We start from the raw sequence: 17084 nt of genomic DNA on the forward strand, positions 1-17084 counted from the left end.
GCTCACACCCTACGAGTTCATCTGCAAATGCTGGACTTCAGAGCCAGAACGATTCAGGCTCGATCCAATCCATCAAATGCCGGGACTGAACACCTAGGCCGGAACACCGTTCGCAGGAAGAATCTTGCCCTTCGTGACGCCTCATCGCTCCAGCCTCGGTGTCTGACGCCTCCGGCCAACTGGAAGATCATGCCATGCATCCACTCCACCGTGAAAATCATCTCGTCGAGCGGATCGGCTGGCTTCGTGCGGCCGTGCTCGGAGCCAATGACGGCATCATCTCGACCTCGAGCTTGGTGGTTGGCGTGGCGGCCGCAGCCAAAACTGCCAATGAAGTACTGGTCGCAGGCGTGGCCGGACTTGTCGCCGGCGCGATGTCGATGGCGGCAGGCGAGTACGTTTCGGTCAGTTCACAGTCGGACACCGAACAGGCGGACATGGCCCGCGAGCGCCGTGAGCTTGCCGAGCAACCTGAGGCCGAACTGGCCGAGTTGACGCAAATCTATGTCGCGCGCGGGGTTGAGCCAGGCGTCGCCCGCCAGGTCGCGGAGCAGATGAGTGCCAGGAATACCTTCGAGGCTCATTCGCGCGACGAGCTGGGCATGGCTGGTCACATGATCGCCCAGCCAGTCCAGGCGGCTCTGACCTCGGCCATCACCTTCACAGCCGGTGCGGCCATACCCTTGCTGATCGCTCTTAGCGTGCCTGCAGGCTCGATCAGCTGGGCCGTCTCGGCTGGCTCGCTCGTCTGCCTGGCCCTACTCGGAGCAATCGGCGCGCGCATCGGGGGAGCCGATATCCTCAGGCCGACAGTGCGCGTGACATTCTGGGGTGCCTTCGCAATGGCCGCCACATGGGCGATAGGTGCCTTGGTCGGACATGCCGTCTGAGGCAACCTCGTGCCAAGTCTGTGCCGAGCTGCGAGAGCAGCACGTCACAGCGCGCGGATCTGCTCTTCGAACTCCTCCGGAATGGCACCATGGCGCGCCAGGACGGAGAGCGCGCTGACCTCGCCGGTTTCATCATCGGCGGTGACATGGATCACGGCGAGCCCCTCGGCCGTGCGCGCCATGCGCTCTCCATCGTTGATCGCGTGATGTTTCGTCCTCGCCAGCACCCGCTGCCCCGGCACGAGACGCTTGCGATGCGTTTTGAAGGGTTGGAGGAAGAACGTCTCGACATTGGCCATGGCTTGACTCCGCAGGCTGCTGTGTTCTCATTACGTTCGCATTTCCGGGAACGCAATCGATGTCGTCACGACAGCTTGAAAAGACCGAACCGGAGGTTTCAGAGCAGGACATCGACGACGTCCTGGCCGAATTCGACGGGGATGCCCGGGCGGCGATTCGAGCCCTGCTGCATGATCAGGCTGCGTTGATCCGGGATGCGCAGCAGGCCGTGTCGCGCGGCTTTATCCGGGGCGTGTTCTCGGCAGGCGCCCGACGCCTGGATGGTGAGGACGAGGTCTGATGGTCCAGAGAAGCAAGCGCAGCCTGTCGCCGGAAGAGGCCCGCGAGATGCAGGCGAAGCTGAAGGCATTTCACCACGAGGTGCGGAAGTGGTGCGGCGAGATTCCGATCGGCTCAACCCTCTATGTCGCATTGGACGCGCTCAATTCATCCCTGATCTTGACCGACCGGCAGTTCAACGCGGCAATTGACGGCGTTCGGTTCCAACGGCACGCCGGCGAGCGTGGGTTGGAATAGCAGATGAACGCCATAGCCCCGATTTCGTATCTCGACACGCTGAACCCTGCGCAACGTCGCGCAGTCATTCACGGCGTCGGCTCCCTTTTCGCGTCCCCGCTTCTCGTCATTGCCGGTGCCGGTTCGGGCAAGACCAACACGCTCGCCCATCGCGTGGCGCATCTGATGGTCAGCGGCGTCGATCCACGCCGCATTCTGCTGATGACCTTCTCGCGTCGCGCGGCCGCGGAGATGGCAAAGCGCGTCGAGCGGATCGCCCGGAAGGTACTTGGCGATGGCGCCGGCGTGCTGGCGGACGCGCTGACATGGGCAGGCACCTTCCATGGGATCGGCGCGCGCCTGCTGCGTGACTATGCCGACCAGATCGGGCTCGATCCCGCCTTCACGATCCATGACCGCGAGGACGCTGCCGACCAGATGAACCTCGTCCGGCACGAGCTCGGCTTTTCCAAGACCGAGACACGCTTCCCGACGAAGGGGACATGCCTTTCGATCTATTCGCGCTGCGTGAATGCGGAGATGCCGATCGAGGATGTCCTTGGCCGATCCTTCCCCTGGTGCGTGGCCTGGGCGGCAGAGCTGCGGGACCTGTTTGCGGCCTATGTCGAGGCCAAGCAGAGCCAGAACGTGCTCGATTACGACGACCTGCTGCTCTACTGGGCCCAGGTCATGGCCGACCCTGACCTTGCCGCCGATATCGGCGGGCGCTTCGATCATGTCATGGTCGACGAGTATCAGGACACCAACCGGCTGCAATCCTCGATCCTGCTCGCGATGAAGCCTGGCGGCCACGGGCTCACCGTCGTCGGCGACGATGCCCAGTCGATCTATTCGTTCAGGGCCGCGACGGTCCGCAACATCCTCGACTTCCCCGCGGCCTTCTCGCCTCCCGCCGAGATCATCACGCTCGATCAGAACTACCGCTCGACAAGTGCCATCCTGGCGGCAGCCAATGGCGTCATCGACCTGGCGGCCGAGCGCTTCACCAAGAATCTCTGGACCGATCGGGCAGCCGGCGCGGCGCCGCAACTCGTCAATGTGCGGGATGAGGCCGATCAGGCTCGCTTCATCGCCGAACGGGTGCTGGAGAACCGCGAGGCGGGGTCCACGCTCAAGCAGCAGGCCGTTCTCTTCCGGGCGTCGCATCACAGCGGCCCGCTGGAGATCGAATTGACCCGGCGCAACATCCCTTTCGTCAAGTTCGGCGGCTTGAAGTTCCTCGATGCGGCCCACATCAAGGACGTGCTTGCCTTGTTACGCTTCGTCGAAAATCCGCGCGACCGGGTCGCCGGTTTCCGCATCCTGCAGCTTCTGCCCGGCGTCGGGCCGACCTCGGCGCAGCGCGTGCTCGACCACATGGCCCAAGCCTGCGACCCGATCGCGGCGCTGCATGACGCTCCCGCTCCGCCGCGCGCCGGCGAGGACTGGGCAAGCTTCCAGATCGCCGTCGCCGCGTTGCGTTCGGGCGGCTGCGGCTGGCCTGCCGAGATCGAGCGCGCGCGGCTCTGGTACGAGCCCCATCTGGAGCGCATCCATGAAGATGCCTCGACGCGGCAAGCCGACCTTGTCCAGCTCGAGCAGATCGCCGGAGGCTATGCCTCGCGAGAGCGCTTCCTGACCGAACTCACGCTCGATCCGCCTGACGCGACCAGCGATCAGGCCGGAGTGCCACTGCTTGACGAGGACTACCTGATCCTTTCGACGATCCATTCGGCCAAGGGCCAGGAGTGGAAATCGGTCTTCGTCATGAACGTCGTCGATGGCTGCATTCCGATCGATCTCGGTGCCGGTACGTCAGAAGAGATCGAGGAAGAGCGGCGGCTGCTCTACGTCGCAATGACGCGGGCCAAGGACGATCTGCATCTCGTCGTGCCGCAGCGCTTCTTCACCCATGGCCAATCATCGACCGGCGACCGCCATGTCTATGCGAACCGGACGCGGTTCATTCCCAATGGCCTGCTCGGACATTTCGAGCGCTGCGTCTGGCCGCGCATCGCTGCGCAGGACGCCGGCCGGGCACCCAGCAATGGGCCGAGGATCGACGTGCGTGCGCAAATGCGGGGCATGTGGCGATAATCGGACAGTTGGCACCAGCGAGCAGGATCGACGCCTCGGCCGAGAAACGCCGTCGCATGATTCCCGGACATCGGCCTCAACCCGATGTCCGGGTATTGGCGAGGTCACGCAAGCGCCCAGGCCATGGCCCGATCGATCATCGACCGGGCCAAAGCTTTCCAGTCAGAATTGGCTTTCCAGTCAGAACCGGCTTTCCCCGTCAGAACATGTGGAAAGGCGGCTTGGCGTCAGCCGGCAGGAGCGGCTTATAGGGTGTCCGGACAAGGCGCTCCGCGAAGTCGGCCTTGGCCTTTTCCAGCAATCCCGGTTCGACGAGCACGTCCGCCGCGACGCCCGCCATGACCTTGGCGACGTGAACCATGCCCTTATGCGCCAGCGGCGATTGGCCATGGGCCGTCAGTTGCCAGGAATGCCCGGGCGTGCCGATCGTATAGGTCGCGCCGCGCGCCTGGACCGTGGGAACGGCCCAGGAGACGTCGCCGACATCGGTCGAGCCCATCATCCGCGGTCCCGGCACCTCCCTGGGGGCGATCGCGTTGCAGAGGGGGAAATCCGTCACAGGCAAGCCCGAGCGGCGAAAGGCGCTTTCGATATGCGCAGGCGTCACGGTCTTCTGCATGCGCCTGGCGAAGGCGACGTCGTCCGCATCGAAAGGAGGCGGGCCGAGCCGATCGAAGTTGCGCTGCATCGCATCTTCCAGGGGCGTGTTCCCCAGCAGGCTGCTCATCGCGCTGACGACTTCGCTGGTGACGGTCGTCTCCGTCATCAGCGCCGCGCCTTCGGCGATTTTCCGGACGCGGGCAACAAGCTCATGCACCTGGGAGACCATCGTCGCGCGCACGACGTAGCGCAGCCTGGCCTTGGCCTGCACGACATTGGGCGCGATGCCGCCGGCATCGAGATAGGCATAGTGAATGCGGGCGTCCGAGGGCATATGCTCGCGCATATAGTTGACGCCGACATTCATCAGCTCGGCGGCGTCGAGCGCGGAACGGCCGAGATGCGGCGCGGCGGCGGCATGCGAGGCGCGGCCGGAGAACTCGAAATCGAGCGTCGTATTGGCCAGGGATATGGCTGCCGTCACCGCCGCGAAATCGGCCGGATGCCAGGAAATGGCGATGTCGACGTCCTTGAAGGCACCGTCCTTGACCATGAAGGCTTTGCCTGCCCCGCCTTCTTCGGCCGGGCAGCCATAATATCGGACACGGCCCTTGAGCCCACGCTCCGCGAGGAAATCCTTGACCGCCGCGGCCGCCAGCATGGCGCCGGCGCCGAGCAGGTTGTGGCCGCAGCCATGGCCGGCCGGCTGGTGGGGAAGCGGTTGATGCTCGGACACGCCAGGCGCCTGCGAAAGCTCCGGCAGCGCATCGTATTCCCCGAGGATGGCGATCACCGGCCCATCTTCTCCCGCTTCGCCCATGACGGCGGTCGGCAATCCGGCAATGCCCATCTCCACGCGAAATCCCTCGCGCCGCAGCTGCTCGGCATGGGCCGCAGCCGATTTGACCTCGCGGTAGTTGAGCTCGGGTATTTCAAAGACGCGGTCGCTCAGCTCGATATAGTCGGCCTGCTTTGACTCGACGATAGTCCAAATCCTGTCGGTATTCTGCACAGCCTTCTCCCGAGATTGCGTTCGCGCCCATAGCTCGTTGATCTTGCATCGGCTTCTTCCGAAACCGCATGACATTTTTCGGGCCAATGCGCTGAAGCCCGCCATCCGCAACGGCTCGGCATCGCCAGCCCCAGCCGCGCGAGGCTACTACAAGGTGGACGGCAGAACGGCTGAATTTTGCGCCGAAGAATCCGCGATTATTGCGGGCTGGAGGTTTGCTTGTGCCCCTTCGAAATTCGCGATGCCAGCCCTTATCCGCTCCCGCTTTCGGCGCTTCCCTTCTGCACCAGTTCCGCAAGCTCCGCATCGATGGGGCCGGGTCGGTCCATCAACTCAGCGAGGAGGCCCGGGATCGATGGATCCATGCCGGCGTCATCTCGAACGATGCCGTCAACGCTCGAAGCCGACAAGAAATCACCCGAGCATTGCGGTGAGGCATATTCTGAGGGGGAGCATTTTGTGAGCCGGCTTTGCGGGGAGGGGGCTGCCAAACCGGCCTTTAATCGGCGGGTTTGGCCTTGGCATTAATCCGGACGATGATCAGATCGACAAGCTGACGAACTGTTTTGCAGGCTTGCATGTCGTTGTCGGGCATGTCGCAGTCGAACTCCCGCTCGATCGCGTTCCCGATCAAGGTCAAATCATCGAGCGACAGGCCCAGATCATTTTCCACGCTTGCTGCCGGGTCGAGCTTTTCCTGATGGACCAGGCCTTCGGCGGCAATGATCTCCAACAATCGCTCAACGAGCACGGCTTCGCTGCTTGTAAGATCAGACATGCCTTCTCCCGTCATGCTTGCTTACGCCAGGACGTCACGTCGTCGGCCGCCTCTTGGGAGATCACCCTGCTGCTCCATCGGAAGCATCGCATTTCCCACCCATCTAGTGTGTGCCAAGCGAGCCGGCTTCTGCAATCACCTCTTGAAGCTCTTCCTGTTCGACCCAAATTCATCCCGCGCGCCCCGCGCAGCGACTGAAAGGAGTTTTTGGAGGACCACCGATGAGCCAGCCATTGACCGCGATCCTGCCGCCCGCTCGCCAGGGCACGGACGACGCCGCCCTTGACCGGCTTTTGAACCCGAGCCGGTTCTATGAGCGCCCGCGCGATGTCCTGCGCGACGATACGCTTCCAAACTCGGAAAAGCGGGCGATCCTGTCGTCCTGGGCGTCCGACGCCTGCGCCGTGGACTCATGTCCGGCGCTCCGGCACCCACCCTTTGCCTCTCAAGCGGTAAGCTTCGACGAAGTCATGGAGGCGCTCGCAGCGCTCGATCGCGGCGGAAGCGGCAGACCGCTCGGCGATGGAAGGGCGAACAGACAGGTGGCAACCGGCGACCTGCTGTCCCTGTGACAAGGAGGTGCGCGTGTCCGCTGTCGAATTCATCCAGCGCAGGCGGCTTGTCGACAAGGCCGGCCTGGCTCGCTTTACGGCTCTGGCGATGCTCGCCGGAGCGAGCGGCTTCATCCTCGCGATCATCCTGACATGATCCGAGCCCCGCCGAGCTTTCGGCGGGGCTACCATGTTTCGAGGGTCGCGCATTCACTCGGGGAACTCTCGTGCGACGTCTGGCGGCGGCCGTTTCCGTGCCATCGAACGGTGCTCACAAAAAGTGTTGCCGACCCTCTTGAACACCCGATGATCTGATCCAAATCGATGATTGTCGATCGCCTTTTACGGGATTGGCCGGTTAAGCCGGCGTCGGTGAGACCCGGAATGACCGACTTGCACCATGTTGCTCAATGGAGGATGTGGTTATGAGAACCGTCTTCGATTTTTCTCCCCTGTATCGGTCGAGTATCGGCTTCGACCGCATTTTCGGCGCGCTGGAAGCCGTGAGCCGGCTGGACCCGGCCGGCAATTGGCCACCTTACGACATCGTCAAGGCCGGCGAAAACGAATATCGCATCACGATGGCCGTGGCCGGCTTCTCGCAGGACGAGCTCACGATCACGCATGAGCCGAACCTGCTGATGGTGTCCGGGCAGAAGGCCGGCCAGGACAATGGCCAATATCTCTACCACGGCATCGCAGAGCGCGCCTTCCAGCGCCGCTTCGAGCTCGCGGGCCACGTCAAGGTCGTAGCCGCCAACCTCGAGAACGGTCTGCTGGCGGTCGATCTGAAGCGCGAGCTGCCGGAGGAGATGAAGCCGCGCCGGATCGAGATCGCCGCCGGCACCGCGCTGCCCAAAGCCGATCGGCCGCAGATCGATTCCGAGAAGCGCGCAGCCTGAGCTGAGGCTGCCTGCAGGCTGACGTGAGGCGCCGGGCGAGAAGCCCGGCGCCGGGGCGCATCGTAGTTTTGAACGCATGGAGGACTGCTATGAGCATTCGAGATTTGATCCCTTGGGGCCGCGACAACGGCAATCGGGGCCCCACGTTTTATCGCGACGATCAGCACAACCCCGTCTTCTCGCTTCATCGCGAGGTCAATCGCCTGTTCGACGACGTATTCCGCTCGTTCGACAGCCTTGGTTCGCTGCCGAGCTTCAATGCCGGCTGGCCGAAGGTCGAGGTCTCCGAAACGGCCGGGGATATCAAGGTGACCGCCGAAATCCCCGGCATCGAGGAGAAGGACCTCGAGATCCTGCTCGATGACGACGTCCTGACCCTCAGGGGCGAGAAGCGTGCCGAGAGCGAGGACAAGGAGCGGCAGTTTTCGGAGCGATGCTACGGCCGCTTCGAGCGTCGCATCCCTCTCGGCTATGAGGTCGAGCAGGACAAGATCGAGGCCCGCTTCAGGAATGGCGTGCTGACGGTCGTCCTCCCCAAGAGCGAGAGAGCGCAGTCTCAGGTCAAGCGCATCGCGATCAATCATTAGCGGATCGCGGAGACCTTGGCGGCGCGCTTTCGGGGCGCCGCCAAGGGTGCCGGAGCGTCGCGGCCGAATGGCTGGCGCGGGACGGAACCGCGTGAGGCCTCGGTCCGTTCTGGCTCCGTCGTCTTGCCGAGAGTGACCCTATCCGTGGTTTCCGATTGGCGGCGTACAAATGAGGCGCCCACCAGGAAAGACGAGGACGTTGTGCCGTATCGGTCGAGCCTCGATTGCCTGAACTTCCTGCTGGCCGATCTCCGCGGCGGCCTGGGGCCTTACGTCAACATCTTCCTACTCACCGAGGCCGGTTGGGGCCAGGCAACGATTGGAGCCTTGCTCACCGTCAGCGGTCTCGTCGGCATTGCTTTTCACGCCCCGATCGGAGCCATGATCGATGCAACGTCCGCCAAGCGCGGCCTCATCGTCGGTGGAGCAGTGGTCCTGGCGGCCATGGGTGTGGCCATTGCAACATACCCAACGCTCGCAGTCGTCTTCGTCGCGGATATCAGCATGGCGCTTTTGGGCGCCGTGTTCGCACCGACGGTTGCGGCGATCACGTTGGGGCTTTTCGGTTCCCGGGGCGTCGCCGCGCAGCTCGGGCGCAATGCCGCATTCGACCGGTTTGGCAACCTGTTCATCGCTGCGATGGCTGCGGTGGTCGGTACCCAATTCGGACAACGGAGCGTATTCTACATACTGCCGCTGTTCGCCGGTTTATCGATTATCGCCGTCCTTTCGATTCCGGCCGTCGCTATCGATCATCAGCGCGCTCGGGGCCTCGATGAAAGCCAGCCCGGAGCTGTCCAGCCGTACCCATGGCGTCGTTTGTTCGCCGAAGGGCCCTTTACCGTGCTGGCGATCGGTACGGCGCTGTTCCATTTCGCCAATGCGCCAATGCTGGCGCTCGCCAGCCAGAAGCTTGCCCTGGAGGTCCGAGGGTTCGAGTCGGCTGTGACCTCGGCGGCGATCATCGTCGCCCAGCTCGCGACGATCCCGATGGCGTTCCTCGTGATGCGCGCCAATCTGATCGGCGGCAAGCCGCTGCTCATCCTGGCATTCGCTGCTCTTCCGCTGCGCGGTCTCCTGTTTGCCATGTTTGACGATAGCTACTGGATGATCGCCTTCCAGATCCTCGACGGGGTCGGAGCGGGGCTGTTCGATGTGCTCTTGCCGCTCGTCCTCTATGGCGCCGTCCCCGGCAGCGGACGCTACAACATGGCGCGGGGAATCATTGGGACCATTCAAGGCATTGGCGGCGCATCCAGCTTCGTATTCGCCGGAAGCCTTGTCGTGTGGGGCGGATACTCTGTCGCCTTTTCGGTGCTGGCCGGGGTCGGGCTCGGTGCTCTACTTCTGATGCTCGCGGCTATGCCTGAAACGCTGCCCCGAGGCCGATTGGCAACCCCTCTTGGCGGCACCTGACCCGAACTTTCGCAGCGGATCGGCGTTGTTCACTCGCCCGCGTTCGTGGGGCGTTGTCCGCTTGGAGACGGAGAATGCGAATCGCGCAAGTGGCGCCGCTCGCCGAGGCTGTTCCGCCCCAGTTATATGGCGGCACGGAACGGGTTGCGTCTTGGCTTACCGAGGAGCTGGTCCGGCAGGGACATCAGGTTACCTTGTTCGCTTCCGGCGATTCCCAAACTTCGGCCGAACTCGTTGCCTGCGCGCCGCGAGGCTTGCGGCTGGCGGGCATTCGCGATCATACGGCCAGCCATCTTGCCATGCTTGCCAAGGTGCGGGAGCGGGAGGCGTCGTTCGACATCATCCATTTCCACCTCGACCTGCTTCAGCACGCCATGTTCGCCGACTTGGCGCATAAATGTGTGACCACCCTCCACGGGCGCCTGGATCTACCCGACTTCCTGCCGGTCTACCAAGCCTTCCCGCGAATGCCGCTGATCTCGATCTCCGACGGCCAACGAAAACCCATGCCAGCGACTGCGAACTGGCTGGCGACGGTCTACCACGGCCTTGCGCCTGGCTTGTGTCCCTTCAACGCGCGGGGAGGAGACTATCTTGCCTTCTTGGGACGGATCACGCCCGAGAAGCGCCCCGACCGCGCGATCGAGATCGCGAAGCGGGCCGGAATGCCACTTAAGATCGCGGCGAAGGTCGATCCCGTCGACGAAGACTATTTTCGGCAGCGCATCAAGCCGCTGCTCGACGACCCCCTGATCGAGTTCCTCGGCGAAATCGACGAGGCACAAAAGGCAGCGTTTCTCGGCGGCGCTCGCGCGCTGCTGTTCCCGATCGATTGGCCGGAGCCGTTCGGACTCGTCATGATCGAAGCGATGTCGGCAGGGACGCCGGTCATCGCGTGGCGTAACGGATCCGTGCCGGAAATCATCGAGGAGGGCGTATCCGGCCTCATCGTCGACTCGATCGCCGACGCAGTTGCCGCTTGTGAACGCAGCCGGGCCATGAATCGCTTTCGGGTGAGGAGCTATTTCGAGCGTCATTTCACCGCGGCGAGGATGGCAGGCGACTATATTGCAGCTTTCGACTGTTTGTTGGCGTCACCGCGGGATTTCGGCAAGGCCGCAGAATAGACGCAGTGCCATGAACCAATCCTTCGGACGAGCCCCCGACCTCTGGTGGGGAGGAGTTTCTGATGCAAGAACAGATGATCGCCCAACGACAGGCTGGGCTTGCGGAGCCGCATGAGCGGCCGGCCGATCATGCCCTTGATGCACATCCCTCGCTCGTGGAACGCCCGCTTCGCAGCCTGAAATCGGGCGATGCATTCGCGGTGCTGGACAGTTATGGCGATATCGGGATTACCCCCGATACCTCCGAGGGGGTGTTCTGCAACGATACCCGGCATCTGTCGCGGCTGCAGCTGTTCTTCGAGGGTAAGCGTCCCCTGATCCTCGGCTCGGTGATTCAGGACGACAATATCGCCTTGACGGTGGATCTCGCCAATCCGGAGATCACGGGCAGGGATGGGGCGGCGGCCATTCCGCGCGACGCGATCGCAATCGAGCGTACGAAGTTCCTCTGGAAATCGGTTTGCTATGAGCGGATCGGCCTGCGCAACTTCGATCGGATCTCGCACGAATTTACGCTGTCCCTGTCGTTCGCAGCGGATTTTCGCGATCTTTTCGAGGTTCGGGGGATGAAACGCGTCCGCCGCGGTGAAACGGAGACCCAGTTTTCTTCGGGCGCCGCGCGCTTCGCCTATCGTGGTCTCGACGACAGGGTTAGGAGAACGATCCTGCGCTTCAAACCAGAACCCTGCCAATTGAGGAGCGGGTTCGCGTCGTTCCGATTCCACCTCAAGCCAGGGGAGCGGACCTCGCTTCTCGTCACCGTCGCCTGTGATCTGACCGACGCCCCGGCAGGAGATGTCGCGTCCGTCATGAGCATGCCTGGCGTGCCGCCCCGCGATTTTTCCAGGGCCTACCAGGACGCTCGCCGGGACCTTCGCGCGCTGACGGCCAACACGGCGAAAGTGACCTCGCCGAATGCCCTCTTCGCCGATCTGATGAGCCGGTCGACGGCGGACCTTTACACACTCATGACCCGCGGACCCGACGGGCTTTATCCTTATGCCGGCATTCCTTGGTTCTCGACGATGTTCGGCCGCGACGGGATCATCACGGCCATGATGTTGCTCTGGGTCGACCCCACGGTGGCGCGCGGTGTCCTGCTGCAACTGGCGCGGGCACAGGCCGCGATCAGCGATCCCGCCGCGGATGCGCAGCCCGGCAAAATCCTGCACGAGCGACGCAGCGGGGAAATGGCCAATCTCGGTGAAGTTCCGTTCGGGTTCTACTACGGCTCGGTGGACGCGACCCCGCTCTTCGTCATGCTGGCGGGGCAGTACCTGGATCGTACCGGCGACCTCGCGACGATCAAAGGAATCTGGGAGAATATAGAAGCCGCACTTCTATGGTGTGACACGTTTGGAGACCGCGACGGCGACGGATTCGTCGAGTATTTCCGCGAGACGGATAGCGGGCTCGCAAACCAAGGCTGGAAGGACAGCCACGATTCAATTTCCCATGCCGATGGATCACTGGCGCACGGCCCGATCGCCCTCGTCGAAGTGCAGGCCTATGTTTATGCGGCCAAGCGCGCCTGTGCGGTCATGGCCCGCGCCTTAGGGCTGGACCTTCGAGCCGACGAGCTGACGCGGCAAGCTTGCGCACTGCAGGAGCGTTTCGACCAGGCCTTCTGGTGCGAGGAGATCGCCTCATATGCGCTGGCGCTCGATGGCGAAAAGCGCCCCTGCCGGGTTCGCTCTTCCAATGCCGGGCACGCCCTGTTCGCAGGCATTGCCCTCCCGGAGCGCGCCGCCCAGCTCAAGCAAACGCTAATGAGCGAGGGCAGCTTCAGCGGCTGGGGCATACGGACGCTGAATACTGCGGAAACCCGCTACAATCCGATGTCCTATCACAATGGTTCAGTGTGGCCGCACGACAATGCGCTGATTGCTCTCGGCTTCGGCAACTATGGCTTCAAGTCCGAGGCGGCGCGGCTGTTCGAGGCCATTTTCAACGTGGCGACCCATCAGGACCAGCAGCGTCTGCCCGAGCTCTTCTGTGGCTTCCTGAGGAAAGCCCGACGGGGACCGACCGCCTATCCCGTCGCCTGCTCGCCTCAAGCCTGGGCCGCGGCGGCTCCCTTCGCAATGCTTGCCGCTTGCCTCGGGCTGCAACTTCCGGCGCAAGCAAACGAGATCAAGCTGGTCGACCCCGTTCTGCCCCCTTTCCTTGATGACCTGGTCCTTCGAGGGTTGACGCTGGGGACATCACAATTCGATCTGCGCGTGCATCGCCACGAAAGCGATGTCACGATCAACGTCCTGAAGCGCTGGCACGACAGCAACGCGCAAGTCACCATGATCAAAACAAAATAGCGCTTGAGTTCACGTCTTGTCCTCGACTGCGCTCGTATCGGCATCGATGTTCACATTGGCCGCACCGGTCGGACCCTCTATCAATCTTGTACTGAGAAAGACGTTAGGGGCGGCAGCACTTCAGCCGACTTGGATCGGCACGTGCGCGGTTGGGGGAAAGGCCAGCGACCGTGCCCCAGCTTGGATAGGGCTCCTGCAGCGCAAACCGTGAAGAGCGACGCCGACCAGAAAGATCGTCGAGGCCTTATCGGCATCCCGACTGCTTCTCGCTCCCTACTGCCGTGCCAGCATCCGGCCGTTCCCAGCCGAAGACGCTTCGCCCACCATAATCGGCCGAACGGTGGCGCTCCTCGGTAACGTAGTCACCAACTGTCGGCCCTGTCGCGGTCCGCTCCAACCGCCGGCTTTCGCTGTCGAGCCGCGCGATTGCCGCGAGGCGATCGTCCTGGCCAAGCTTGGCCCGGTCCACAGCCGATCGCAGCACCGCGATCGTCTGGTCGTAGACCTTGGTCGGTACGGCAAAGGGCTGCCTATCCTTGCCGCCATGAGCGAGTGAATAACGCGCCGGATCGGTGAAGCGGCAAGGCGGGCCGTGCAGCACCTCTGCCACCATGGCAAGGGAGCGCACGGTCCGGGCGCCTATCCCCGGCACGAGCAGAAGCTCCGAAAAATCCGACGGCCCCCGATCGGCTGCGGCGGCTAATGCGCCATGGAGACGGCGAGCCATCACGTCCTTGGGCCTGACGTCATGATGCGCCGGCATCACGAGATGTGGCAAAGCGAGCTGGAGCCCCGCTCGCTCTTCTGATGCGCGGCCGCTCTGCAGGGCCGCGAATTCCTTCACGATCCCGTCCGGGCCCCGTTCGTGCAGCAGCGCGATCTGGGCCTGACGCGAACGGTCGGCCCGCGCATCGGTCAGGTTGACGATATTGCCGCGATTTCGCCCCTCGATCGCGGCATGCGGCGCATCCACGAAGCTGCCGAGTCCCTCGGACAGCCAATGGTAGCGCCGCGCGAAGCCACCATCGCCGTTCATACCCTGCTGTACGACGGTCCAATGACCGTCATCGGTCACGAAGAAACCGTGCAGATAGAGGTCGAAACCGTCCTGCACCGCCGCGCTGTCAACCTTGGCGACGAGCCGGCTGGCCTGGGCGAGCGCCACGCCGTCAAAACCGACCTTCGCACCGATGCGCTCAAGCTCGAGCGGCGTCTGGCGGGAATGGCTGCCGCGTCCGCCGCAGACATGCAAGCCGAGCTCACCCGCGAGAGGCGTCAGGCCTCTCTTCAAGGCGCCGATGACGCTCGTCGTGATCCCGGATGAATGCCAGTCCATGCCCATGACGGCACCGAAGGACTGAAACCAGAACGGATGCGCCAGGCGCCGGAGCAACTCGTCCCGGCCGTAATGATGGATGATCGCTTCGCAGATGACGGCGCCGAGCCTCGTCATGCGCGCGCCGAGCCATGCGGGCACCCGGCCATAATGCAGTGGAAGATCGGCGCTGCCTGATCTGCGTGTCATGGGCTTCGCGAACGAAAGAGGAACATACCCTATATCTGCTCCAGCCTCCGTCGCCAAGCCACAGTGCGGATTTTCGCCGTTTTGGGGCAGGGCGGGTGGCACCAAGATTTGGGAGGCCTTCGACACAAATCTGGCGGACCGGATCGCAGGGTCATCTCGTCGCAAAGCCTGTCCCGACCCGCCCGATGTGCCGGGTCGCCTATAGCCCTTTGCGCTGTGTGTCATCGCCGTCCCTGCCGGAGGCGGCGCGTCAGGGTGAGCCCGCGATCGCGCGCAGATCCGCAACGAAGGCCTCATAGGCGATTTTGCGCGCCTCCTTGTTCGGGATGCGCAGCAGATAGGACGGATGCACCGTCACGAAACCGGGGCGACCGTCGAACTGCGCCGGTCCGCGCGCCTTCGTGATGGTCACGCGATGGCCCGCAAGCGCGAGTGCGGCCGTCGCTCCGAGAGCCACCACCATCTGCGGATCGACAAAATCGAGCTCGCGTTTCAGCCACCAACGGTAACGCGTCACCTCGCTCATGGAAGGCTTCTGGTGGATGCGCCGCTTGCCGCGCTCGATGAATTTGAACTGCTTGACGGCGTTGGTCAGATAGACTCGGCTGCGGTCGATGCCCGCCTCGGCCATCGCACCGTCGAGCAAGTGGCCGGCCGGTCCGACGAAGGGGCGGCCCATCCGGTCTTCCTCGTCGCCCGGCTGCTCGCCGACGAAGGCGATGGTGGCCGACACGGGCCCTTCGCCGAAAACGATGCGCCCCGAATCTGCAAGCGGCGGATTTGCGGATAGCGCCTCGTTGAGCGCTTCGAGCGATGAGACCTCCGGCCTGAGGTCCTCCTCGGACAGGCGTTGGGCTTGCGACGTTCGGCTCATGCGGCCTGCCTTTCCGCTTCGGGCCTCCAGTCCAGCTTCAGCATTCGCATCAGCGCCGCCGCATCGTCCGGGGCGTGGAGCTTGTCGGTATTGTCGAAGAACAGGAACACGTCGCGCGGCCGGGCAGGCGCAGCTCCGGCATCGCCGGCGAACTCGCCGTCGCGCATGGGTGTGCCATGCGCCCAGGCGTTGACCCGCGCGGTCCAGCGCTCCAGCTCCGGCTTCTCATAGCGCGAGCGGTAAAGCTCCGCCGAGCCGTGCAGGCGGCAGTAGACGAAGTCGGAGGTCAGATCCATCAGGCGCGGCCAATCGACCGTGTCGGCGCAAACCAATGCGACTCCGTGGTCGCGCAGCAGGTCGACGAATGCCGGATCGCGAAAACTCTCATGGCGAATTTCGATCGCGTGGCGCATCGGCCGTTTCGCGTCCGAGCGTATCCATTCCCGCCCTTCCACCCGCTCGTCATGCTGCCGCGCCTGCGTCGCTGCCGCCTGCGTGTCCTGCGGCAGAATTTCGAGGAAATCCTTCATCAGGCCTCGGTCGAAGCGGAAGCTCGGCGGAAACTGCCAGAGCAGCGGGCCGAGCTTCGGTCCAAGCCGCAACAGGCCGGATGCGAGGAAATTGGCGAGGGGCGTCTCGATGTCCCGCAGGCGGCGCATATGGGTGATATAGCGCGAGCCCTTGACGGCAAAGACGAAGCCAGCAGGTGTCGCCTCCACCCAGCGCGCAAAGGCTTCCGGCTTCTGAAGCCCGTAAAAGGTGCCGTTGATTTCCAGAGCCGGAAACTGCCGGGCCGCGAAGGCCAGTTCGTTCTTCTGTGTCAGGCCATCGGGATAGAAGTGTCCGCGCCATGGCGCATAAGTCCAGCCCGACACCCCGATGCGGATCGTCGCGCGCCGTTCACGTGGCATAGACGCCTCCGTTCTGTGCTTCTTGCACAGAACGGAGGCGTCGCCATCGGGTTCCCATAAAGGCTGCGCGTAGGCCAGTGTCCGCCCGCTGATCGACGGGGCTGAGCCATGTTCCAGAGCTGGTGCGACTGGCCGCGGCGATCCGCAGAGGTCTCATCCGGCGCGGCGGATGCCCTCGCGCTTCGGCAGCTTCCAGTTCGGCCTCGGGAAATGGCAGGTGTAGCCGGCGGGATAGCGCTCCAGGTAATCCTGATGCTCCGGTTCGGCCTCCCAGAAATCGCCGACCGGGGTCACTTCGGTCACGACTTTGCCGGGCCAGATCCCCGACGCGTTGACGTCGGCGATGGTCTCTTCGGCGACACGCTTCTGTTCGTCGCTCGCATAGAAGATCGCGGAGCGGTAGCTTGCGCCGATATCGTTGCCCTGGCGGTCGCGGGTCGTCGGGTCGTGAATCTGGAAAAAGAATTCGAGCAGGTCGCGGTAGCTCGTCTGGGCCGGATCGAACATGATCTCGATCGCCTCGGCATGGTTGCCATGATTGCGGTAGGTGGCATTGGGCACCTCGCCACCGGAATAGCCGACACGGGTGGAGATCACGCCGGGTCTGCGGCGGATCAGATCCTGCATGCCCCAGAAGCAACCGCCGGCAAGCACTGCGCGTTCCGTTGTCATGGCTCTCGACCTCCTGATTTTTGGTTCGCCCCAAT

Annotated in this window: 18 protein-coding genes; 11 read left to right on the plus strand and 7 right to left on the minus strand. The window is 63.6% G+C overall.

The features are described from left to right. Positions 1-194: 194 nt before the first annotated feature. Positions 195-890 (plus strand): VIT1/CCC1 transporter family protein, encoded by a 696-nt coding sequence (locus CYD53_RS03070; RefSeq protein ID WP_103716690.1) that lies wholly within the window; start codon positions 195-197, stop codon positions 888-890. A gap of 44 nt (positions 891-934) precedes the next feature. Here CYD53_RS03070 and CYD53_RS03075 read toward each other — a convergent pair whose 3' ends face one another. Further along, positions 935-1189, minus strand: coding sequence for a hypothetical protein (locus CYD53_RS03075; protein WP_092165332.1), 255 nt, complete (start codon positions 1187-1189; stop codon positions 935-937). A gap of 59 nt (positions 1190-1248) precedes the next feature. Here CYD53_RS03075 and CYD53_RS03080 point away from each other — a divergent pair, with 59 nt between their 5' ends. The 3 genes from CYD53_RS03080 to CYD53_RS03090 are packed head-to-tail and all read left to right on the plus strand — an operon-like array spanning position 1249 to position 3782. Next, the gene (locus tag CYD53_RS03080) at positions 1249-1470 is read left to right on the plus strand and encodes a hypothetical protein (RefSeq protein WP_103716691.1); all 222 of its coding nucleotides are present in this window, start codon (positions 1249-1251) and stop codon (positions 1468-1470) included. After that, on the plus strand, positions 1470-1706 hold the full coding sequence (locus CYD53_RS03085; RefSeq protein ID WP_103716692.1) for a hypothetical protein: 237 nt from the start codon (positions 1470-1472) through the stop codon (positions 1704-1706). Before CYD53_RS03080 ends, CYD53_RS03085 begins: the two co-directional genes overlap by 1 nt. Before the next feature lie 3 nt (positions 1707-1709). After that, a complete protein-coding gene (locus CYD53_RS03090; RefSeq protein ID WP_103716693.1) occupies positions 1710-3782 on the plus strand; it encodes an ATP-dependent helicase in 2073 nt (690 codons plus the stop codon). A gap of 199 nt (positions 3783-3981) precedes the next feature. Here CYD53_RS03090 and CYD53_RS03095 read toward each other — a convergent pair whose 3' ends face one another. Continuing rightward, entirely contained in the window at positions 3982-5394 is a 1413-nt protein-coding gene (locus tag CYD53_RS03095; protein ID WP_103716694.1) for a M20 family metallopeptidase, read from the minus strand. A 499-nt stretch (positions 5395-5893) separates the two neighbouring features. Beyond that, a complete protein-coding gene (locus CYD53_RS03100) occupies positions 5894-6172 on the minus strand; it encodes an acyl carrier protein (protein ID WP_181011695.1) in 279 nt (92 codons plus the stop codon). Positions 6173-6393: 221 nt separating this feature from the next. Between CYD53_RS03100 and CYD53_RS03105 the strand changes: the two genes are divergently transcribed. From CYD53_RS03105 to CYD53_RS03130, 7 genes are all read left to right on the plus strand, one after another. Then, on the plus strand, positions 6394-6744 hold the full coding sequence (locus tag CYD53_RS03105; protein ID WP_103716696.1) for a hypothetical protein: 351 nt from the start codon (positions 6394-6396) through the stop codon (positions 6742-6744). A 13-nt stretch (positions 6745-6757) separates the two neighbouring features. Then, on the plus strand, positions 6758-6880 hold the full coding sequence (locus tag CYD53_RS30840) for a hypothetical protein (protein ID WP_281261240.1): 123 nt from the start codon (positions 6758-6760) through the stop codon (positions 6878-6880). Positions 6881-7148: 268 nt separating this feature from the next. Further along, on the plus strand, positions 7149-7625 hold the full coding sequence (locus CYD53_RS03110; protein WP_103716697.1) for an Hsp20 family protein: 477 nt from the start codon (positions 7149-7151) through the stop codon (positions 7623-7625). A gap of 89 nt (positions 7626-7714) precedes the next feature. After that, positions 7715-8212, plus strand: coding sequence for an Hsp20/alpha crystallin family protein (locus tag CYD53_RS03115; protein WP_103716698.1), 498 nt, complete (start codon positions 7715-7717; stop codon positions 8210-8212). Between the two features lie 144 nt (positions 8213-8356). Continuing rightward, the gene (locus tag CYD53_RS03120) at positions 8357-9628 is read left to right on the plus strand and encodes an MFS transporter (protein ID WP_181011696.1); all 1272 of its coding nucleotides are present in this window, start codon (positions 8357-8359) and stop codon (positions 9626-9628) included. 74 nt (positions 9629-9702) lie between these two features. Next, positions 9703-10755: a glycosyltransferase family 4 protein gene (locus CYD53_RS03125; protein WP_103716700.1), complete on the plus strand. Its 1053-nt coding sequence runs from the start codon at positions 9703-9705 to the stop codon at positions 10753-10755. 62 nt (positions 10756-10817) lie between these two features. Next, complete coding sequence (locus tag CYD53_RS03130; RefSeq protein ID WP_103716701.1) at positions 10818-13067, plus strand: amylo-alpha-1,6-glucosidase; 2250 nt, start codon at positions 10818-10820, stop codon at positions 13065-13067. A 244-nt stretch (positions 13068-13311) separates the two neighbouring features. On the opposite strand, the gene CYD53_RS03135 is transcribed toward CYD53_RS03130, so the two are convergent. The 4 genes from CYD53_RS03135 to msrA all read right to left on the minus strand — a co-directional run bounded on the left by CYD53_RS03135 (position 13312) and on the right by msrA (position 17049). Next, positions 13312-14592, minus strand: a complete 1281-nt coding sequence (locus tag CYD53_RS03135) for a DUF763 domain-containing protein (protein ID WP_103716702.1) — start codon at positions 14590-14592, stop codon at positions 13312-13314. Between the two features lie 250 nt (positions 14593-14842). Further along, the gene (locus tag CYD53_RS03140; RefSeq protein WP_103716703.1) at positions 14843-15466 is read right to left on the minus strand and encodes a UdgX family uracil-DNA binding protein; all 624 of its coding nucleotides are present in this window, start codon (positions 15464-15466) and stop codon (positions 14843-14845) included. Beyond that, a complete protein-coding gene (locus CYD53_RS03145) occupies positions 15463-16377 on the minus strand; it encodes a DUF72 domain-containing protein (RefSeq protein WP_103716704.1) in 915 nt (304 codons plus the stop codon). Before CYD53_RS03145 ends, CYD53_RS03140 begins: the two co-directional genes overlap by 4 nt. 153 nt (positions 16378-16530) lie before the next feature. Next, positions 16531-17049, minus strand: a complete 519-nt coding sequence (gene msrA, locus CYD53_RS03150; protein ID WP_103716705.1) for a peptide-methionine (S)-S-oxide reductase MsrA — start codon at positions 17047-17049, stop codon at positions 16531-16533. Positions 17050-17084: the final 35 nt, after the last annotated feature.

The organism is Allobosea psychrotolerans (assembly GCF_002917105.1).
Classification (GTDB): Bacteria; Pseudomonadota; Alphaproteobacteria; order Rhizobiales; family Beijerinckiaceae; genus Allobosea; species Allobosea psychrotolerans.